The sequence below is a fragment of the Acrocarpospora sp. B8E8 genome (genome assembly GCF_039871605.1).
In the GTDB taxonomy this organism is placed as follows: domain Bacteria; phylum Actinomycetota; class Actinomycetes; order Streptosporangiales; family Streptosporangiaceae; genus Acrocarpospora; species Acrocarpospora macrocephala.
This window is the reverse complement of sequence record NZ_JBDPLV010000008.1, coordinates 194,337-213,879: the sequence shown is the minus strand read 5'-3', so window position 1 is coordinate 213,879 and position 19,543 is coordinate 194,337. Positions and strand designations below refer to the sequence as shown.

Annotated in this window: 21 protein-coding genes and 1 pseudogene; 5 read left to right on the top strand and 17 right to left on the bottom strand. The window is 68.1% G+C overall.

Going from position 1 to position 19,543, the window contains the following annotated elements:
* Positions 1 to 357 precede the first annotated feature (357 nt).
* Both ABGB08_RS10500 and ABGB08_RS10495 read left to right on the top strand, forming a co-directional pair.
* A pseudogene (locus tag ABGB08_RS10500) lies at positions 358 to 462 on the top strand (helix-turn-helix domain-containing protein); the annotation flags it as partial.
* A 14-nt stretch (positions 463 to 476) separates the two neighbouring features.
* Positions 477 to 1,478, top strand: a complete 1,002-nt coding sequence (locus ABGB08_RS10495) for an RNA-guided endonuclease TnpB family protein (RefSeq protein ID WP_347588848.1) — start codon at positions 477 to 479, stop codon at positions 1,476 to 1,478.
* A 259-nt stretch (positions 1,479 to 1,737) separates the two neighbouring features.
* Here ABGB08_RS10495 and ABGB08_RS10490 read toward each other — a convergent pair whose 3' ends face one another.
* The 5 genes from ABGB08_RS10490 to clpS all read right to left on the bottom strand — a co-directional run bounded on the left by ABGB08_RS10490 (position 1,738) and on the right by clpS (position 4,329).
* Positions 1,738 to 2,685 carry a cysteine synthase gene (locus ABGB08_RS10490; protein WP_347588846.1) on the bottom strand — a complete coding sequence of 316 codons (948 nt, stop codon included), beginning with the start codon at positions 2,683 to 2,685 and terminating at the stop codon, positions 1,738 to 1,740.
* Between the two features lie 6 nt (positions 2,686 to 2,691).
* Entirely contained in the window at positions 2,692 to 2,964 is a 273-nt protein-coding gene (locus tag ABGB08_RS10485) for a MoaD/ThiS family protein (protein ID WP_347588844.1), read from the bottom strand.
* A gap of 144 nt (positions 2,965 to 3,108) precedes the next feature.
* The gene (locus tag ABGB08_RS10480; protein WP_155347377.1) at positions 3,109 to 3,510 is read right to left on the bottom strand and encodes a M67 family metallopeptidase; all 402 of its coding nucleotides are present in this window, start codon (positions 3,508 to 3,510) and stop codon (positions 3,109 to 3,111) included.
* Between the two features lie 10 nt (positions 3,511 to 3,520).
* The gene (locus tag ABGB08_RS10475; protein WP_347588842.1) at positions 3,521 to 4,042 is read right to left on the bottom strand and encodes a DUF2017 domain-containing protein; all 522 of its coding nucleotides are present in this window, start codon (positions 4,040 to 4,042) and stop codon (positions 3,521 to 3,523) included.
* A complete protein-coding gene (gene clpS / locus ABGB08_RS10470; RefSeq protein ID WP_155347375.1) occupies positions 4,042 to 4,329 on the bottom strand; it encodes an ATP-dependent Clp protease adapter ClpS in 288 nt (95 codons plus the stop codon). The genes ABGB08_RS10475 and clpS overlap by 1 nt, the downstream gene beginning before the upstream one ends.
* Positions 4,330 to 4,374: 45 nt before the next feature.
* Between clpS and ABGB08_RS10465 the strand changes: the two genes are divergently transcribed.
* Together ABGB08_RS10465 and ABGB08_RS10460 are read left to right on the top strand one after the other, a co-directional pair.
* Positions 4,375 to 5,667 carry a nicotinate phosphoribosyltransferase gene (locus ABGB08_RS10465; protein WP_347588854.1) on the top strand — a complete coding sequence of 431 codons (1,293 nt, stop codon included), beginning with the start codon at positions 4,375 to 4,377 and terminating at the stop codon, positions 5,665 to 5,667.
* Between the two features lie 39 nt (positions 5,668 to 5,706).
* Positions 5,707 to 6,279 (top strand): isochorismatase family protein, encoded by a 573-nt coding sequence (locus ABGB08_RS10460; RefSeq protein WP_347588840.1) that lies wholly within the window; start codon positions 5,707 to 5,709, stop codon positions 6,277 to 6,279.
* Between the two features lie 2 nt (positions 6,280 to 6,281).
* Here ABGB08_RS10460 and ABGB08_RS10455 read toward each other — a convergent pair whose 3' ends face one another.
* The 7 genes from ABGB08_RS10455 to ABGB08_RS10425 all read right to left on the bottom strand — a co-directional run bounded on the left by ABGB08_RS10455 (position 6,282) and on the right by ABGB08_RS10425 (position 12,940).
* Positions 6,282 to 6,935, bottom strand: coding sequence for a nucleotidyl transferase AbiEii/AbiGii toxin family protein (locus ABGB08_RS10455; protein WP_347588838.1), 654 nt, complete (start codon positions 6,933 to 6,935; stop codon positions 6,282 to 6,284).
* A 5-nt stretch (positions 6,936 to 6,940) separates the two neighbouring features.
* Positions 6,941 to 7,261 (bottom strand): hypothetical protein, encoded by a 321-nt coding sequence (locus ABGB08_RS10450; protein WP_347588836.1) that lies wholly within the window; start codon positions 7,259 to 7,261, stop codon positions 6,941 to 6,943.
* A gap of 240 nt (positions 7,262 to 7,501) precedes the next feature.
* Positions 7,502 to 9,250 (bottom strand): DEAD/DEAH box helicase, encoded by a 1,749-nt coding sequence (locus tag ABGB08_RS10445; RefSeq protein ID WP_347588834.1) that lies wholly within the window; start codon positions 9,248 to 9,250, stop codon positions 7,502 to 7,504.
* 161 nt (positions 9,251 to 9,411) lie between these two features.
* Positions 9,412 to 10,077, bottom strand: a complete 666-nt coding sequence (locus ABGB08_RS10440; protein WP_347588832.1) for a hypothetical protein — start codon at positions 10,075 to 10,077, stop codon at positions 9,412 to 9,414.
* 42 nt (positions 10,078 to 10,119) lie between these two features.
* On the bottom strand, positions 10,120 to 10,950 hold the full coding sequence (locus ABGB08_RS10435) for a zinc metalloprotease (RefSeq protein WP_347588830.1): 831 nt from the start codon (positions 10,948 to 10,950) through the stop codon (positions 10,120 to 10,122).
* Positions 10,951 to 11,054: 104 nt separating this feature from the next.
* A complete protein-coding gene (locus ABGB08_RS10430; protein ID WP_155355424.1) occupies positions 11,055 to 11,303 on the bottom strand; it encodes a DUF3039 domain-containing protein in 249 nt (82 codons plus the stop codon).
* 74 nt (positions 11,304 to 11,377) lie between these two features.
* Complete coding sequence (locus tag ABGB08_RS10425; RefSeq protein ID WP_347588828.1) at positions 11,378 to 12,940, bottom strand: DHA2 family efflux MFS transporter permease subunit; 1,563 nt, start codon at positions 12,938 to 12,940, stop codon at positions 11,378 to 11,380.
* Positions 12,941 to 13,072: 132 nt separating this feature from the next.
* Here ABGB08_RS10425 and ABGB08_RS10420 point away from each other — a divergent pair, with 132 nt between their 5' ends.
* A complete protein-coding gene (locus ABGB08_RS10420; RefSeq protein WP_347588826.1) occupies positions 13,073 to 13,678 on the top strand; it encodes a TetR family transcriptional regulator in 606 nt (201 codons plus the stop codon).
* Positions 13,679 to 13,821: 143 nt separating this feature from the next.
* Here ABGB08_RS10420 and ABGB08_RS10415 read toward each other — a convergent pair whose 3' ends face one another.
* From ABGB08_RS10415 to ABGB08_RS10395, 5 genes are all read right to left on the bottom strand, one after another.
* Positions 13,822 to 14,400 carry a YqgE/AlgH family protein gene (locus ABGB08_RS10415; protein WP_155347365.1) on the bottom strand — a complete coding sequence of 193 codons (579 nt, stop codon included), beginning with the start codon at positions 14,398 to 14,400 and terminating at the stop codon, positions 13,822 to 13,824.
* 69 nt (positions 14,401 to 14,469) lie between these two features.
* Entirely contained in the window at positions 14,470 to 15,879 is a 1,410-nt protein-coding gene (locus tag ABGB08_RS10410) for an NAD-dependent malic enzyme (protein WP_155355427.1), read from the bottom strand.
* 204 nt (positions 15,880 to 16,083) lie between these two features.
* Complete coding sequence (locus ABGB08_RS10405) at positions 16,084 to 17,013, bottom strand: tetratricopeptide repeat protein (protein WP_347588823.1); 930 nt, start codon at positions 17,011 to 17,013, stop codon at positions 16,084 to 16,086.
* A gap of 175 nt (positions 17,014 to 17,188) precedes the next feature.
* Positions 17,189 to 18,847, bottom strand: a complete 1,659-nt coding sequence (locus ABGB08_RS10400) for a methylmalonyl-CoA mutase family protein (protein ID WP_347588821.1) — start codon at positions 18,845 to 18,847, stop codon at positions 17,189 to 17,191.
* A gap of 23 nt (positions 18,848 to 18,870) precedes the next feature.
* Positions 18,871 to 19,389 carry a MarR family transcriptional regulator gene (locus tag ABGB08_RS10395; RefSeq protein ID WP_347588819.1) on the bottom strand — a complete coding sequence of 173 codons (519 nt, stop codon included), beginning with the start codon at positions 19,387 to 19,389 and terminating at the stop codon, positions 18,871 to 18,873.
* Positions 19,390 to 19,543 lie beyond the last annotated feature (154 nt).

Below are 19,543 nucleotides of genomic sequence, written 5' to 3'. Positions count from 1 at the left end.
GTGCGCGGTGCGCGGTGCGCGGTGCGCGGTGCGCGGTGCGCGGTGCGCGGTGCGCGGTGCGCGGTGCGCGGTGCGCGGTGCGCGGTGCGCGGTGCGCGGTGCGCGGTGCGCGGTGCGCGGTGCGCGGTGCGCGGAACCTGGACCGGTCAGGTTGGGCGGCGCTGTCGGATTCGACAGCTATCGCACACCTCGATCATGATGTCTTCGCCGCTGCATCATCCTCGTCGAGTGACATTTCCACCGATATGTGGCCGCGATGACCGGATGAGCCTGGAGGGCGGGGGAGGAGATGCCTGCCATGCAGATATTCAGCTTCCGCTGCCATCGACCACACGCTAGTGTGTTCGAGTCGTAACAGTGTGTGGCTGGCTTGTGGGAGGAGGCCCGGGGGTGAGGCTGCGCTACAACTACCGGCTCTACCCCGACGCCTCCCAGCGTCAGGCGCTGGCCCGGTTGTTCGGTTGTGTCCGGGTGGTGTGGAACGACGCGCTGGCGATGCGCAAGGCCGCGCGGAAGCCGGGCGGCCCTGGATCGGTGGCGGGGATCTGCAGAAGATCTGTGTCACGGCGGCGAAACGAACCGCGGAGCGGGATTGGCTGGGTGAGGTATCCGCGGTCCCGCTCCAGCAGTCGCTGCGCGACCTGGACGTGGCGTACAAGAATTTCTTCGATTCGGTCAGTGGGAAACGGCGCGGCCCGCGGATGGGCCTGCCGGTGTTCAAGTCCCGCCGGGACCGGCGGCAGTCGGCCCGGTTCACCGGCACCGCCTTCGGCCTATCCGGCGACGGGACGCTGTATCTGGCCAAGATCGGGAAGGTCGAGGTGCGCTGGTCGCGGGAGCTGCCAGCGGTGCCGTCGTCGGTCACGGTCATTCAGGATGCGGCGGGCCGCTTTTTCGCCTCGTTCGTGATCGAGGTCGAGGATGCCGGTCAGGTGCTGCCCGAGGTGGACGCCGAGATCGGGATCGATCTGGGGTTGACCCATTATGCGGTCCTGTCGGACGGCACGAAGATCGCCAATCCGCGGTGGATGCGCCGCCGGGCCAGGCGGCTGGCCCGCCTGCAGCGGGCACTGTCGCGAAAGGAAATGGGGAGCAAGAACCGGGAGAAAGCGCGGATCACCCTAGCCCGCCAGCACGCCAAGGTGAACGACGCGCGCCGGGATTTCCTGCACCAGACCAGCACAGCGATCATCCGTGAGAACCAAACGGTTGCGATCGAAGACCTGGCGGTGCGGGGCCTGGCCCGCGGTCGGCTGGCGAAATCGGTGAACGATGCGTCTTGGGGCGCGTTCCGTACTCTACTAGGTGGGAAAGCGGCTCGCTATGGGCGGACGGTAGTCACGGTGGGCCGCTGGTTTCCCTCCTCGCAGTTGTGCCCGTGCTGCGGCTGGCGGAACGGGAAGACACCGCTTCAGATGCGGGAGTGGGACTGCCCGTCTGCGGAGAGCACCACGACCGTGACCTGGCGGCCGCGCTGAACATCTTGGCCGAGGGGATCCGCCTGCGCGGGCAGGCGGAGGAGGCGTCCCCGGCCGGGGGAGGGCAGGATGCGGACATGGTGGCCGCCGGGCTGGCGGACACCCGAAACGACTGTGGAGGGCGGGTAAGACCAGGTGAGGCAATTCCGACCCTGGCATCGCCCGCAACCTACGACGCTCATGCGGCGTAGCGGAAGCAGTAAGAACTCCACGGCGACGTGGGGGAGTCCCCGGCGTTCACGCCGGGGGAGGATGTCAATTATGCCCAAAGCTGTCCTTCCAGCCGGTCCTCGGCTTCGCCCAGCGTCCCCTCGTACGCGCCCGTGGACAGGTATTTCCACCCGCCGTCCGCGACGATGAACACGATGTCGGCCCGCTCTCCCGCCTGTACGGCCTTGCGTGCCATCCCCAAAGCCGCATGCAGCGCGCACCCGGTGGAGATCCCCGCGAAGATGCCCTCGGCGGCCAGCAGCTCGCGGGTGCGGGCCAGCGCGTCCGCCGACGTCACCGAGAATCGGGTGGTCAGCACGGAGGCGTCGTAAAGCTCGGGAATGAACCCTTCGTCGACGTTGCGCAACCCATACACCAGCTCGCCGTAACGCGGCTCGGCGGCGACGATCTGCACGCCGGGAACCCGCTCCCGCAGGAACCGCCCGACGCCCATCAGCGTCCCGGTGGTGCCGAGCCCGGCCACGAAATGCGTGACCGTGGGCAGATCCTCCAGGATCTCCGGCGCGGTGGATTCATAGTGAGAACGCCAGTTGGCCGGATTCCCGTACTGGTAAAGCATGATCCAGTCGGGATGCTCCGCGGCCAGCCCCTTCGCGACCCGGACCGCCTCGTTGGAGCCGCCCGCCGCCGGGGAGGAGATGATCTCGGCACCCCACATGCGCAGCAGCTGCCGCCGCTCCTCCGAGGTGTTCTCCGGCATCACGCAGATCAGCCGGTACCCCTTGAGCCGCGCAGACATAGCCAGCGAAATCCCGGTATTTCCGGACGTCGGCTCCAGGATCGTGCAGCCCGGACTGAGCAGCCCGTCCTTCTCCGCCTGCTCGATCATCCACAGCGCGGGCCGGTCCTTGATCGAACCGGTCGGGTTACGATCCTCCAGCTTGGCCCAGATCCGCACCTCATCCGAGGGTGACAATCTGGGCAATCCCACCAGGGGCGTACGGCCGACCGAATGGATCAGCGAGTCGAAGCGCATCTGGGGTCAGCCACCGGCGACGGCGGGCAGCACGGTCACCGTGTCGCCGTCGGCCACCGGGGTGCCGAGGCCGCCAAGGAAGCGCACGTCCTCGTCGTTGAGGTAGACGTTGACGAAGCGGCGCAGTTTGCCCTCGTCGACCAGGCGGGCCCGCAGCCCCGGATGCCGGGCTTCCAGGTCGCCGATCAGCTCCTCCAGCGTGGCGCCGGAGGCGTCGACGGCCTTGGCGCCGTCGGTGTAGGTGCGCAGGATGGTCGGAATGCGAACCTCGATGGCCATCTCGGTCAATCTCCTTGATCAGTTGTCGTACTTAGGAACACAGGGACACGAGCGCGGATTCCTGTGTCAGCGACAGTCGTAGAGGACGACCGATCGAGAATGCGCGAAGAGGAACTTCTGCACCGCCGAGAACATGGCCCCAGTTTAACCGTTCGACTCCAGGATCTTGACTTCCTCCTCCTCGATGACACCGTCCACGATCCGGAAAGACCGGAACTGGTCGAACTCGGTGGAGTAAAGCACGTAGTGCGCATAGGGCTCGGAGGCGTAACTGACGTCGGTGCGCGACGGGTAGGCCTCGGTGGCGGTGTGCGAGTGGTAGATCACCACCGGCTCCTCGTCCCGATCGTCCATGTCCCGCCAGACCCGGAACTGCTCCATCGAGTCGAACCGGTAGAAGGTCGGCGAACGTTCCGCGTTCTCCATCCGGACGAAACGCTCCGGCACCCCGTCCCGCCCGGCGATCACGCCGCAGGCTTCGTCCGGGTGGTCCTCGCGGGCGTGCGCCACGATCTGGTCGACCAGCTCCCGTGAGATCGTCAACATGCTGGAGAAGCTACCAAAGGGCGCGAACGAGCGTGTCCTGGAGGTAGGTCAGCCAGTCGTAGGTCACGAACGCGGGATAGCGCGGATCCTCCTCCGACATGCCCGCGATCTCCTCGTGCACCTCCTCGGTCACCTCCAGCCGCACCCCGAGCATGAGGCGGACGTCGTTCAACGCCCGCATCCAGGCTTCCGCCTGCTCGGTGGTGAGCTCCACCTTGCCGCCGGCGGCGGTGTCGATCAGCGTGACCGCGTCGGCCCGCTTGGCGTCCCGCAGCGTCGCCTCGGTGTAGCGGCGGAACTCCCCCGCCTCCTTCTCGTCCTCATACGCCGAGGGGAACAGCCGGGCGAGGACCGGATCGGTGGGAACCTCGGCCGCGCCGATGCCGAGCGCGCGTTCCAGCGGGTCGTCGCCGGTGGCGCCCGGCTCGACCAAGCCCAGCACGAGCCCGACCAAAGACCGCAAAATCGACGCCTCTGCCGCGTCGAGCCGGATGAAGACGCCGGTTTTGCTTGGTTTGAACCCGGTGCTCATCACGAATCCCGCTGGACGGTGGCCCACAGGCCATACGAATGGAGGATCTGCACGTCGCGTTCCATCTCCTCGCGGGTGCCGCTGGACACCACGGCGCGGCCCTTGTGGTGCACGTCCAGCATGAGCTTCTCGGCCTTCTCCCGGGTGAAACCGAACACGCTCTGGAAGACGTAGGTCACATAGGACATCAGGTTGACCGGGTCATTCCAGACGATGGTCAGCCATGGCAGATCGGGTCGCACGTCGATTGCCGGACGCTCGACCTCCATTGGAGCGGTGCTACCCACATCCCCAATCCTGCCCTACCGCGGTCGTACTCTCGACTCGTGAAGATGACCATGAGCACCGCATTGCTTACGGACCACTACGAGTTGACCATGTTGCAAGCCGCGCTGGCCAGCGGAGCCGCCCATCGGCGCGCGGTTTTCGAGGTTTTCGCGCGGCGGCTGCCCGCCGGGCGGCGTTACGGCATGGTCGCGGGGACCGAACGCATCCTTGACGCAATCCAGAACTTCCAGTTCGGAGACCGGGAGCTGGAGTTTCTCCGCGATGTGATCGACCGTCCCACGCATGACTTCCTCGCTGGATTCCGGTTTTCTGGGGATATATACGGCTATCGGGAGGGTGAGACGTACTATCCGGGGTCGCCGATCCTGGTGGTCGAGGGGCGGTTCGCGGAAGCCGTGCTGCTGGAGACGATCGTCCTGTCGATCCTCAACCACGACTGCGCGATCGCCTCCGCGGCCGCGCGCATGGTGCACGCGGCGGGCGAGCGCCCGATCATCGAAATGGGCACCCGGCGCACCCACGAACGCTCCGCCGTGGCCGCCGCCCGCGCCGCCTACCTGTGCGGATTCGGCTCCACCTCCAACCTCATGGCCGGTCTGGAGTACGGCATCCCCACCGCCGGCACCGCCGCCCACGCCTTCACCCTGCTGCACGACTCCGAGGAAGCCGCCTTCCAGGCCCAGCTCGCGTCTCTGGGCACCGGGACGACCCTGCTCGTGGACACCTACGATGTGGCGAAAGCCGTACAGACCGCGGTTGAACTGGCCGGACCCGCGCTGGGCGCGGTCCGCATCGACTCCGGCGACCTCGCGACCGCGGCCATCGAGGTACGGCGGCTGCTCGACGACCTGGGCGCGCGCCAGACCCGCATCGTCGTCACCAGCGACCTCGACGAGTTCGCCATCGCCGCCCTGGCCGCCGCCCCCGTGGACGGCTACGGGGTCGGCACCTGCCTGGTCACCGGCTCGGGCGCGCCCACCGCCAACCTGGTCTACAAGCTCGTCACCCGGGAGAACGCCGCCGGCACGCTCAGCCCCGTGGCCAAGAAGTCCGTCGGCAAACCCAGCCGGGGCGGCCGCAAATGGGCCTACCGGGCGCTCCGCGACGGAACCGCCACCGCCGAGATCGTCACCCGCGCCCCCGCCGAGGACGCCGGCCGGCCCCTGCTCGCCCCGCTCATCCGCGACGGCGAGATCATCGGCCGCGAATCCCTCGCCACGGCACGCGCCCGGGCACGTGCCTCAATGACAGAACTACCGCCAATCGCGCACAGCCTCTCGCCCGGAGACCCCGCGATACCTACTATCTTTAACTGGTCGTGGGAGACCGGCGCATGAGGACGACGCCGGTCTCCCACGATCTCTTAGGCTGAAACCATGCCTACCGCGCTGGTCATCGTGGACGTGCAGAACGACTTCTGCGAGGGGGGCAGCCTGCCCGTCTCAGGCGGCGCCGAGGTGGCCGCGGCCATCACCGAGCACCTGCGAGCCCACCCCTACGACCACGTCGTCGCCACCCGCGACTACCACATCGACCCCGGCCCTCACTTCGCCGCTGTCCCCGACTACGTCAACACCTGGCCGGCCCACTGCGTGGCCGACACCCCCGGCGCCGACTTCCACCCCGCCTTCGACACCACAAAAGTCGAACAAATCTTCAGCAAAGGCGCCCACACCGCCGCCTACAGCGGCTTCGAAGGCACCACCCCCACCGGCGACACCCTCGGCTCCTGGCTCCGCTCCCACGCGATAACCCACCTCGACATCGTCGGCATCGCCACCGACCACTGCATCCGCGCCACCGCCCTGGACGCCCTCCGCCACAACTTCCACACCCACGTCCTGCTCGACCTCACCGCGGGCGTGGCCGAGGTGACGACCACCGCCGCCCTGGCGCAGATGTCCAACGCCGGCGCCCACCTCACCGGCGCCCCCATCCTCCGCACCTGACATCAAACGCCATCCGGCCGCTCCCGCGAAGAAAGCGATTCATCCCATTCCCGAAAACGCCCGCGGAGCCGATCGATCTCGCTCTGGGAAAGGCCGTGATAAGCGATTGCCTGATCGGGGATACGGTCCAACGCGGAGAGCGCGACCGAGAACATACCGGTGTCGAACCCCGGATCGGCATTGGCCGCAAGCCTGGTCAGATCATCCGCCGAATAGCGACCACTCCGTAGCACAGCGTTGACATCGACGAAGTCGCGAACTTCCGCTCTGCTGTACAAGGCGGCGACCTTGTTCCCCACGGTGTCATCCGGATGGAGCACCGGACCGATCTCCAGTGTGACCGGCGGATGGGCGCGCCAGTCCACCCCCATCTCGACCCTGACGGAGTGACCGTCCGCGTCGGTGAGAAGCAGACGAGCGAAGCCTGGATTGACCATCGTCGTTTCGGCTGTCAAACCCGCCTGGCGATATGCTTCCAGGGCTGCCACGACCGCCGCGTCAAAGTCTCCGCCGGTCGATGTGAAGAGATCCACATCCTCGGACCGGCGTGTGAGGAAGCCATGAGCTTGCACGGCGTATCCGCCGGCCAACGCGAACCCGAAACGTTGAGTCGCGGCCAGTCCGATCTTGGCGGCCTGTTCGTGCAATGGGTCCATTGGTCTTAAGCCGCTCGTGTGAGGGCCCGGAATCGCGCTTCCCACACTTGCCTGGCTTGAATCGGAAGGTACAGCCGACCCCATAGGCGACAAAGCGTGGCCGCGTTCAGGTAGATACGCAAGTCATCGACGCTGGCGGCTTCACGGATGACGCGCTCATACATCAGCCCGGTTTGCCTGTCGTCCGATAGGTCATAAATACCCTGCTCAGACCAATCAAGGTGAATCGGAAGTTTCACGATCCCTTCCGAAGGTCCTGTCAACTCAGACAAATCATCAGGCGTCAGATATTTCCGGGCAGTCGCATATCGCGAACGAGTATCCATGCTTCGCTCCCTGTAGCTATCCATTCTTCAAGGGTGCGGCCCCCAAAGGAGCCTTGGACTTCCAGCTCAACGACATCATGACTTCGAACCTGACGATGCAACCCTTCTGAGTGACTCCGGTCTGGCCGCGCGCCACCCCGCCGAGGGCTAGCGCAGTAGCGGGCCCTACCGACGGCGATCAAGGCTCGCCTACAACAATAAGGATCCTTCCCACATTTCAAGATCCGACCAGAGCAACCGTTATTTTCGTTGGGATGCCCAGCGGCGAATCATGGTGATGCGGTCGCGGATCTGGTCGGCGGAGGCCTGGGCGATGGGAGGGCCGCCGCAGGAGCGGCGGAGGTCGGCGTGGATGACGCCGTGGGGTTGGCCGGTGCGGTGGTTCCAGGCGCCGACGAGGCCGTTGAGTTCCTTGCGGAGTTCGTGGATGACCTCGTGGGGGGCGAGCTGTTCTGGTTCGGGTTTGGGCTGGCGGCGTTTGGCGGCCTGCTGGTCGGCCTGGCGTTTGCGGAGGAGGGAGGCCACCTGATCGGGCTCCAGGAGGCCGGGCAGGCCCAGGAAGTCCTCTTCCTCGGGGGAGCCCGCCGCGGCGGCGGTGCCGAACTCGCCGCCGTCGAACAGGACGCGGTCGAAGGTGGCGGAGGCTTCCAGGGTCTGGAAGGGGAGCTCGTCGCCCAAGGCGTCGGGGCTCTTCTGCTCGCGCTGGGCCTGTTCGAGGAGGAGATCGTCCAGCCCGTCCTCATCGCGTTTGCGGTTGAGGACGTGGTCGCGCTCGGCCTCCATCTCCGCGGCGAAGCTCAGGAGTAACGGGACCGAGGGGACGAAGACGGAGGCCGTTTCGCCGCGTTTGCGCATGCGGACGAAGCGGCCGATGGCCTGGGCGAAGAAGAGCGGGGTGGAGATGCTGGTGGCGTAGATGCCGACGGCCAGGCGCGGGATGTCGACGCCTTCGGAGACCATGCGGACGGCGACCAGCCAGCGCTGGGTGGAGGCGCCGAACTCCTTGATCTTCTTGGAGGCGCCGGGGTCGTCGGAGAGCACGACCGTCGCGCCCTCGCCGGTGACCGTGCGCAGGTGCTTGGCGTAGGCGCGGGCGGACTCGTGGTCGGTGGCGATGATCAGGCCGCCCGCGTCGGGCATGCCCCGGCGGACCTCGGTGAGCCGGCGGTCGGCGGCGGTGATGACCTGGCGGATCCAGTCGCCCTTGGGGTCGAGGGCGGCGCGCCAGGCCTGCCCGAGCTGATCCTTGGTGAGCGGGGTGCCGAGGGTGGCGGTGATCTCGTCTCCCGCCCGGGTGCGCCACTTCATCTCGCCGGAGTAGGCCAGGAAGATGACCGGCCGCACCACGCCGTCGGCCAGGGCCGGGCCATAGCCGTAGGAGTAGTCGGAGACGCTGCGCAGCGCGCCGTCCCCGTCCTCGGTGTAGCCGACGAAAGGGATGGGGTTGTCGTCGGAGCGGAACGGCGTGCCGGTGAGCTGGAGCCGCCGGGTGGCCGGCTCGAAGGCCTCGCGGACCCCGTCGCCCCAGGATTTGGCGTCGCCCGCGTGGTGGATCTCGTCGAAGATGACCAGCGTCTTGCGCGCCTCGGTGCGCGCCCGGTGCAGCGCCGGGTGCATGGCGACCTGCGCGTAGGTGATGGCGACCCCGATGTAGTCGCGCGAGGTCGCGCCCTGGCTGTTCTTGAACTCGGGGTCGATGCTGATGCCCACCCGGCCCGCCGCGTCGGCCCACTGCCGTTTGAGGTGCTCGGTGGGCGTGACGACGGTGATCGCCCGGATCACCCCGCGGTTGAGCAGCTCGCTGGCGATGCGCAGCGCGTAGGTGGTCTTCCCGGCCCCGGGCGTCGCCACGGTCAGGAAGTCACGCGGCTCCCGCTGAAAATAGAGGTCAAACGCGTCCTGCTGCCAGGCTCGCAGCTTGGGCGCGGTCCCCCAGGCTGCCCGGTCCGGATAGGACGGCGACAGGTGAGACGCCGCGGACACGCTCATCGCGCCACCGCTTCTCGCTGATCAGCTGAGCGACCGCCGCCATGGCGGTGGATTCGCGTGCTCACCCGGCCTCCCCGTTCAGTTGTCCACCCGACGCATCCCGGCCAGAGTAGCCGCCCCCACCGACAAACACGCCGACCACCGCGGATCCCGTCCCCGAGTCAGCGCACTCCCGCCATGATCAGATCGAGGTCGGCGCGCGAGCGCGGGTCGTCCGGGTGGGCGACGACGAGCACGACCACGGTCCCGCCGGACGCCGTGGAGAGCAGGGTGACCCGCAGGAAAGCGGGCTGATTCACGACATCTCGATACTCGGCGTGCAACGCGCGGGTATGACCGCTCCGGCCGTTCGTCGTGATCGCCTTGTCCTCGACCACGTCCACCTTGTCCCCGTGCAGGAGCAGCCGCGAGTACAGCTCGGTGAGCTCCAGCAGGGCCGGGCGCAGCGCGGCGGGCTCGACCTGCTCGCCGGGGCGGATCATGACGATGGCCAGGTCCTGCTTGGTGGCCACCGAGGTGAAGCCGGTGACCGGCGCCAGCACGCCCTGCCGCCAGCCGGGCGGCAGCGGATAGGTGACCCCCGCGAGGCCGTCGCTGACGGAGACGGTCTCGGGCGGCTCGTCCGGGCCACCCAGGACCGCCAGGACGACCACGGTGACCACCGCTCCGGCCGTCAGCAGGGCCAGCACGGCGATCAGCAGGGTGACCGCCCATCGCGGCAACCGGCGCGGGGGCGCGGTCGGCGTGCCGTACCAGCGGGCGGAGGGGGGCAGGTCCTGGTCGGGCTCGCCCCGATCGGTGGGCGGCCAGACCCTCCCATCGTCCATTTGAGGAGTAATTCACGCCCAGGCGCCGATGGTCAATCCGGGTCAGGCTTTTGGTATGCGGTACGCCGTCCACATTTGCCGCATCCGCTCCGCCTGGCCCGCGGTGAACTCGGACATGCAGGTGTCGAAGGAGTAGTCCATGAAATTGTGGACCGAGTCCACGCCGGGGGCGGGGCACGTGTCCTTGACGGCCGTCGGGCAGCCTTCGGTGGGGTGGCCTTGGGGAGGTGTGTCCTCCACCGAGTCGCCGGGCGCCTCGCAGCCGTTCTCGAAGGGGTGCAGCAGGCCGAGCCAGTGACCGATCTCGTGGACCCCGGTGAAGCCGCGGTTGAAGTTGCGCAACGCTCCGCCGGGCAGGCTGCGCCAGTCGATGACCACGCCGTCGTACCCGGGGGCGTCCTTGTACCAGTGCGGATACGTGGAGTAGCCCAGCACCAGCTGGCTGAGCTGACTGATGAACAGGTTGAGGGTGTTCGCGCCGCCGCGCCGGAGCTTGGTCTTCATGGGCTGCTCGTAGCTGAGCGGGTCCCGGAACCAGTCCGCGTTGCGGGTCCTGGTGATCCCCAGCAGGACGAACCTGATTCCGGTGTCGGCGCCGCCGAACTTGCCGCCGTAGGCCGAGTTGAGGATCGCGACCTGGCTTTTGACGGCGGCGTCCGGCGCGCCGCGCTGGCCGTCGGTGAGTACGTGCACCCACATCGGCACCTTGATCTCGGCCGCCACCGTGCGGGAGGCCAGCCGTTCCCGTAGTTCCACGTTGACGCGCGCGATCTCGGCGGGATCCGGATCGCCTCCCTTGGCCGCCCCCGCGCGGCAGTCACGATCGGCGAAGGCGATCCCGGGAACCAGGCCCTGCGTGAACAGGCATGCCAAAAAAACGGCGAGTGTACGCCGGGCCATTCGTTTCCCCCGATACGACTGGTCGGTCCAGCCTCCACACGCTAGCCGGATCGGGAACGATCAGCGGGGATCGACACTCACGCGTCGGGCTCGCCCGGGGGAAGACCGTCGTAGATCTCCTTGCACTCCGGGCAGACCGGGTATTTCTTCGGGTCCCGGCTCGGCGTCCAGACCTTGCCGCAGAGCGCGCGCACCGGGATGCCGGTCACATAGCTCTCGGTGATCTTGTTGGCGTCCGCGTAGTGCGAAAACCGCTCGTGGTCGCCGTCCCCGTGCGAGAGATTCGGCGTGACTTCGCTCTCGGGAAGAATCTTCGTACTGCTCATCGCACCGAGTTTAGTCCCCACCACGACGTACGGCTCCCGCCCGCGAAGGGCAGGAGCCGTACCCCGAGAAGAGCTCAGCCGATGTGCACCGCGGCGCCCTCGGTCTTGCGGCCGGCCTTGACCAGCAGGGCCAGGACGGCGGCCAGGATCGCCACGCCCATGCTCACCACGAAGCCCAGGTGCAGGCCGTCCATGAAGGACAGGTGGGAGGCGTTGGTGATCACCCCGGCCACCTGTTCCGGCAGTCCGGGCGGGGCCATGCCGACCGAGGCCAGGCCCTTGAGGCCCTCGATCTGGTCCGGCGGGATGGCGGCCGCGGCGGGGCCGAGGTAGCCGACGTACACATCGGAGACCTTGGCGGCCACGACGGCGCCGAGGATGGCGGTGCCGAGGGCGCCGCCGACCTGCATGGCCGAGTTCTGCACGCCGCCGGCGACCCCGGCGAGGGACGGCGGCGCGTTGCCCACGATGATCTCGGTCGCGCCCACGAACACGGGCGACAGGCCGAAGGCGAGCAGGGCGAACGGGATGGCGCTGTCGACGAACTCGGCCTCGATGCTCAGCCGGGACATCAGGAACATGGCCGTCGCGGTGATGAGCATGCCGCCCGCGATCGGGATCCGCGGGCCGATCTTGCCGATCAGCAGACCGGCCAGCGGGGACGCGACGATCATGCCCGCGCTCATCGGGAGCATCCGGATGCCCGACTCCAGCGGGGTGAGCCCGTGCACGCCCTGGAAGAAGAACGTGAGGAAGAACATCGCGCCGAACATGGAGAAGGCCATCAGGATCATCAGGCCGGTGCCGATCGAGAACGACACGTTCCGGAACAGGGTGAGCGGGAGCAGCGGCTCCTTGGCGCGGCTCTGCCAGAACAGGAACGCCGCGCCGACGACCACGGTGACCCCCAGGGAGAGCAGCGTGCCGGTGTCGCCCCAGCCCCACTCGGGCGCCTTGATGATCGCCCAGACCAGCGAGAACATGGTGATCGACAGCAGCGCCACGCCCGGCCAGTCGACCCGGGCCAGCAGCTTCGACCGGTTCTCCCGCAGCGCCCACAGGCCCATCGCCAGCGCCACCGCGCCGACGGGCACGTTGATGAAGAACACCGACTGCCAGCTCACGTTCTCCACCAGCAGGCCGCCGACGATCGGCCCGGCCGCGCTGGACAGGCCGATGATGCCACCCCAGGCGCCCATCGCCATGTTCAGCTTGTCACCGGGGAAGGCGAGCCGGAGCAGCGCCAGCGCGGCGGGCTGCAGCAGCGCGCCGAACAGGCCCTGCAGCACGCGGAACGCGATCAGGGCTTCGATCGAGGAGGTCAGGCCGATGGCGAGCGAGGTGAGCGCGAAACCGGCCACGCCGATGAGGAAGACCCGCTTGTGCCCGAACAGGTCGCCGAGCTTGCCGGCGGTGATGAGGAAGACCGCCAGGGCCAGCAGGTAACCACTGGTGACCCACTGCAGGTCGGCCAGGCTGGCGTTCAGCTCCTGGCCGATGACCGGGTTGGCGATGGCGACGACGGTGCCGTCCAGCATCACCATGATCACACCGAGTGACACCGCGAGGAGCGTCAGCCAGGGATGTACCTGGCCGGGTTTCTCCGGTGCCTTGGGTGCGGCTAGCGCTTGGGCCATGTCGGGATTCCCCCCTGTAGAAGTCAATGCGTCGTAATTTATGTCAGTGAGTGACAGATGACAAATCCTTTTATCCGACATAAGGTGACATCTGGCAGGACGTGAACTTTGGGTTTCAGGGAGGTGACAGGGATGGGTCTGCGCGAGCGCAAGAAGCAGAAGACGCGGCTGGCGTTGATCGACGCGGCCCTCGATCTCTTCCACGATCAGGGGTATGAGGCCACGACCATTGATCAGATCGCGGCGAGCGTCGACGTCTCGCCGCGGACGTTCTTCCGATATTTCGGTTCGAAGGAGGACGTCGCGCTGGCGCTGCCAGCGGATTCCCTGGACCTATTTCTAGCGGAGCTGTCCGACCGTCCCGAATCCGAGTCCCCCTTTGTGGCGATGTCGCAGGCCATGCGGCTGACGCTGGCGGCCATGGGCCATCGCGACGAGGCCGATCATGAGCGGTTCGTGAAGACGCGCAAGCTGCTGGATCACAATCCCGCGTTCATGGCGGGGCAGATGCGCCTGCTGATGGCCAGCGAGCAGCGCCTGCTGGCCGAGATCAGCCGCCGCCGGGGCACCGACGACCTGCACTCGCACTTCGTGCTCGCGCTGTTCACGGCGGTCGCGCGGGTCGGCTTCGAGTACTGCCAGCCCGACGAGGTACGCGATGCGGACGCCTTGGCCAGAAGACTGGACGAGACTCTCGCCATCGCCGAACAGTCACTACGCCCGGGCTGGGACAAGTAGGGCCTGGCGGTCGCGGATCAGCCCGAAGGGGTGGCCAATCCCGGATGGATCAGCCCGAAGGGGTGGCCAATCCCGGATGGATCAGCCCGAAGGGGAGCCGATTCCAGATCGATCAAGTCGACGGCCGGTCAGTTCCAGGCGGATCAGTTGAGCTTGGGGTCGTCCGGATATGTCGCGACCAAGGCGAGTTCGCCCGGCTGACGCCGTAACACCGAGCGCCAGAGCGTGGACGGATCCGGATGAAACGTGTCCCCGGGTTCGGAGTCGACGACATACCAGGCGCCCTCCCGTACCTCGTTCTCCAGCTGGCCGCTGGTCCAGCCGGCGTACCCGGCGAAGATCCGCATCTGGGAGATCTCCCCCGCCAGGATCTCGGGGGGCGCGTCGAGGTCGACCGTACCGAGCCGGGAGACGGCCGGGCGGCCGGAGTGCAGGCGCCGCCAGCCCAGCGGTTCCTCACCGCTGAGCACGGCGGCCAGCGCCAGCGCGCTGTCGGTCTGGACCGGGCCACCCTCGAACAGCACCGAGGGACCGGAGACCAGCGCGTCCCAGACCGGGAGCACCTGGGTGACGGTGATATCGCTCGGCCGGTTGAGCACCACGCCGAGAGTGCCGCCGTCGTCATCGTGCTCCAGGACGAGCACGACACTACGCCGGAAGTTCGGGTCGTCGAGCAGTGGCGTCGCAACGAGCAACCCGCCGACGTAGATCGCGTCCGCCATACCTTCCATCATGGGGCAGGAAGGACTAATCGCGCACGTCACCCAGACTCGATAATCTTCAGGCGCCGATCAGGCCTCGGTGAACCCGCGAACCTTTCCCCCGGCGGACTCGCGCACAGCCGCCGCCACCGCGTTGGCCACGTCGGGATGAAACACGCTCGGCACGATGTAGTTGGGCCCGAGCTCCTCCCCCGTGACCACGGCGGCCAGCGCCCGGGCGGCGGCCAGCAGCATGTCCTGGGTGACCCCGTCGGCCTGCGCGTCCAGCAGCCCGCGGAACACCCCGGGGAAGGCCAGCACGTTGTTGATCTGGTTCGGATAGTCGGACCGCCCGGTCGCGACCACGGCCGCGTGCTCGCGCGCGTCGTCGGGCGACACCTCCGGCTCCGGATTGGCCAGCGCGAAGACCACCGAGTCCGGCGCCATCGTCGCGATGTCGTCCCCGGTGAGGATGCCGGGCGCGGACACCCCGATGAACACGTCGGCGCCCTTCACCGCCCCGCGCAGATCCCCGGAATACCCCTCTGCGTTGGTGTGCTCGGCGATCCACCGCAACGAATCGTCGAGGTCGTCCCGCCCCAGGTGCACCGCGCCCAGGTAGTCGCAGACCACCACGTGCCGCGCCCCGGCCGCGAGCAGTAACCGCAGCACGGCGGTCCCGGCCGCGCCCGCGCCCGCCAGCGCGATCCGCACGTCGGCGAGCTCCTTGCGCACCACCCGCAGCGCGTTGGTGAGCGCCGCCAGCACCACGATCGCGGTCCCGTGCTGGTCGTCGTGGAAGACCGGAATGTCCAGCAGCTCGCGCAGCCGCCGCTCCACCTCGAAGCAGCGCGGCGCGGAGATGTCCTCCAGGTTGATGCCGCCGAACCCGGGCGCGATGGCCCGCACGATCGTGACGATCTCGTCCACGTCCTGGGTGTCCAGGCAGAGCGGCCAGGCGTCGATCCCGGCGAACCGCTTGAACAGCGCGGCCTTGCCCTCCATCACCGGCAGCGCGGCGGCGGGCCCGATGTTGCCCAGCCCGAGCACGGCCGACCCGTCGGTGACCACGGCCACCGAGTTCCGCTTGATCGTCAGCCGCCGCGCGTCCTCGGGGTTGCGCGCGATGGCCATGCTCACCCGGGCCACACCCGGCGTGTACGCCATGGACAGCTCGTCCCGGTTCCGCAACGGCACCTTCGACTGCATCTCGATCTTGCCGCCGAGGTGCATGAGGAAGGTCCGGTCGGACACCTTGTGGATGACCACACCCTCGATCGCGCCGAGCCCGTCCACGATCGCCTGCGCGTGGTCGGTGTCGCGGGCCGCGCAGGTCACGTCGATGCGCAGCTTCTCGTGACCGGCGTTGGTCACGTCGAGAGCGGTGACGATCCCGCCGGCGTTCTCCACCGCGTGGGTGAGCAGGCTCACGGCCTTACCCCCGGCGGGCACCTCGAGTCGGACGGTGATCGAATAAGAAACACTTGGCACGGTGGCCACGTCAATCCGCTCCTTTGCGCATTGGGTGTGGACCTATCGTGCCACCTTCAGCAGGGTGCATCAGGCCGAAATATGGAGAGAAGCGGTGTGAAACGCGCCCTATGAGCGCTTTGACCATCAGGTTCCGGCCTCCCGGGCCAGACCGACGGCGACGAGACGGCTCTCCAAAAGGACCGGAAGCCGTGACCCACGCCCCAGCGCCCGTCAGAAGAGAGCCGAAGCCAGCCCCCTGCGCGCCTTGGCCACTGCCGGGTCGTCGGCGGGCAGGGTGTCGAAGAGGCCGAGCAGGTGGAGCCGGGTTTTGTCCCGGTCCTCCCCCGCCGTGCGGCGCACCAGGGCGATGAGCCGGGAGAAGGCGGCGTCCACGTCGCCCGCGAGCATCTCCACGTCGGCCGCCTGCGTCTGGGTCTTGACGTCGGCGGGCGCGTCCGCGGCGCGGCGCAGCACCTCCGACGGATTGAGCCCGGTCGTCCGGCGGACCAGGCCGACCCCGGCGAGCCCGATCTTGGCTTCCTCGTCGCCAGGCGAACGGGCCAGCAGGCGGCTAAAGGCGGCCTCGGCCGCGTCCAGGTCACCGTCCTCGATCGCCATGTCGGCGGCCAGCAGGTCGGGGTCGACAGGAGGTTCGGCGGGGCCTTCCTCCCCCGGCGCGGCGGGCGCACCCAGTTCCACGCCGAGCTGCTCGAACACCTGGGCGAGCGCCTGGCGCAGCTGGGCTTCCGGCAGCGGGCCCTCGAACAGCGGCATCAACTGCCCCTGCACCGCCAGGTAGACGGTCGGCACCGCGCGCATCCGCAGCGCCTGGGCCAGCTCGGGGTTGGCCTCGACGTCGACCCTGGCCAGCAGCCAGGACCCGCCCGCCTCGGCGGCCAGCTTCTCCATCGCGAGGCTGAACTGCTGGACCTGCTCGGCCCGCGGCACGGTCGCCTCGACGATGATCGGAACGCTCATCGAGCGCTCCACCACATCGGCGGTGAACGTCGCCGCGGTCGGTTCGATGAGCTCGGGGGTCCCGGGCGGCGCGGGGTTCTTGGCCGCGGCCTCGCGCCGCGCCTGCGCCTCCAGGGCCTGCTTGCGCGCGCCGAGATCCACGGCGCCGTAGAGCGATCCAGGTCGAGAGAAGTCCGCTGCCATACTCCTAATCCTGCCGCATCCCTGGGGGACCCTGTTCCATCCCCTCCGGAATTGGCTTGGCCGCGACTGTGTCTGGACTGAGGAACGCAGGTCGCGAAGCGGCCGGAGAGACGAGGGAAGACACAGGCTGAAGGCGGCCAAGCCCGCCGATCCGGAGGATCGGCCATAAACACGGTCAGAATCGCGGCGGTTCTGTGTATGTGCCCCATTCTTCGCGGAGCACATCGCAGATTTCGCCCAGCGTCGCCTCGGCCCGAGCGGCCACCAGCATCGGTTCGATCATGTTCTGGTCCGTACGCGCCGCAGCCACCAGAGCGGCCAGCGCCGCGTCCACCGCACTCTGATCCCGCCGGACCCGGCGTTCGGCCAGCACCCGCCGCTGCTCGGCCTCCACCTCGTGGCTGACCCGCAGGATCTCCAGCGGCTGCTCGGTGGTCCCGGTGTGACAGTTCACCCCCACCACACGCTTGTCGCCCTTCTCCAGCTGCCGCTGGTAGTCGAAGGCGGCTTCGGCGATCTCGGCCATGAACCAGCCGTCCTCGATGCCGCGCAGCAGCCCGGAGGTGATGTCGCCGGTCCCCATCTCGCGGATCTTCGCGAAGATCTCCTCCGCCTCGGCCTCCAGCCGGTCGGTGAGCGCCTCCACGTACCAGGAGCCGCCGAGCGGGTCGACGACGTTGACCACCTCGGTCTCCTCCATGATCACCTGCTGGGTGCGCAGCGCGATCTCGGCGGCCTTCTCCGACGGCAGCGCCAGCACCTCGTCCAGCGCGTTGGTGTGCAGCGACTGAGTGCCGCCCAGTACGGCGGCCAGCGCCTCGACGGCAGTCCTGACGATGTTGTTGTCGGGCTGCTGCGCGGTGAGCGAGACCCCGGCGGTCTGGGTGTGAAAGCGCAGCCACTGCGCCTTCTCGGTGCGCGCGCCGTACACCTCGCGCATCCAGCGGGCCCAGATGCGGCGGGCGGCGCGGAACTTGGCGATCTCCTCGAAGAAGTCGATGTGCGCGTCGAAGAAGAAGGACAGTCCGGGGGCGAAGACGTCCACGTCCAGGCCGCGGGACAGGCCCAGCTCGACGTAGCCGAAGCCGTCGGCGAGGGTGAAGGCCAGCTCCTGGGCGGCCGTGGAGCCGGCCTCCCTGATGTGGTAGCCGGAGACCGACAGCGGCTTGTAGGCGGGCACCTCGGCGGCGCAGAACTCCATCAGATCGCCGATCAGCCGCAGATGCGGCTCGGGCGCGAACAGCCACTCCTTCTGCGCGATGTACTCCTTGAAGATGTCGGTCTGCAGCGTCCCGTTCAAAGCCCGCAGCGGTACGCCCTGACGCTCGGCCGCCACCACATACATACAGAAGATCGGCACCGCAGGACCGCTGATCGTCATCGAGGTGGTCACCTCGCCCAGCGGGATGCCGTCGAAGAGCAGGTCCATGTCGAGCGCCGAGTCGATGGCCACCCCGCAGTGCCCGACCTCGCCGAGCGAGTGCGCGTCGTCGGAGTCACGGCCCATCAGCGTCGGCATGTCGAACGCCACCGAGAGCCCGCCCCCGCCCGCGCCCAGAATCATCTTGTAGCGCTCGTTGGTCTGCCGCGCGTTCCCGAACCCGGCGAACTGCCGGATCGTCCACGGCCGCCCCCGGTAGCCGGTCGCGTGCAGGCCACGCGTGAACGGATACTCCCCCGGCCACCCGATCCGCTCGAACCGGGGATCGGCGGACTGCGGCCCGTAAACGGGATCGACCGGCAGGCCGGACAGCGTCTTGAACTCGCGGTTCCGCTTGCTCGCCGCGTCGTATCTGGCCTGCCAGCGGGCACGCCCAGCCTCGATCTCGTCCATAGCCAAGATACTAGGACGTCCTACTAAAAACTGCCACCGTCCTTCTCGGCGAAGTCGCCCGCCGCCACCCGGAGGGTTCTGAGCAGGTCGAACATGGCGGTGAGGTCGTGCTCGCCGTACATGCCCAGGCCGAAGTCGGCGGCCATCAGGTCGGCGGTGGCGGCCCGGACGGCGGCGCGGCCCTCGTCGGTGATCTCGGCCAGCACACCCCGGCCGTCGTTCGGGTTCCGGCGGCGGATCACCAGACCCGCCCGCTCCAGCCGGTCCACCGTGTTGGTCACGCTGGTCGGGTGCACCATCAGCCGCTCCCCGATCTTGGAAAGCGGCAGCGCCCCGGCCCGGCTGAAGGTCAGCAGCACCAGCGCCTCATATCTGGCGAAGGTCAGATCGTACGGCTTGAGCAGCGTGTCCAGTTGCGCGAGCAAGATCTGGTGCGCTCTCATGATCGAGGTGACGGCGGCCATGGCGGACGAGGGCCCGAAGCGCTCCCGCCAGGTCCCGGCGGCGCGCTCGATGGGATCGAACGGCAGGTTGAGAGACACAGCGTTACGGTAGCGCGGCGATCGTCCAGATTCGCACTTCACGTAGCGTGACCAAACTCAGTCCTTGACCCAAGAATCGACCCGCCAAACATCACGCTCCGTTATGGTTGTCACGTCAAACAGTGAGGCGACGGCAAACTCGCCCCGCGCCACG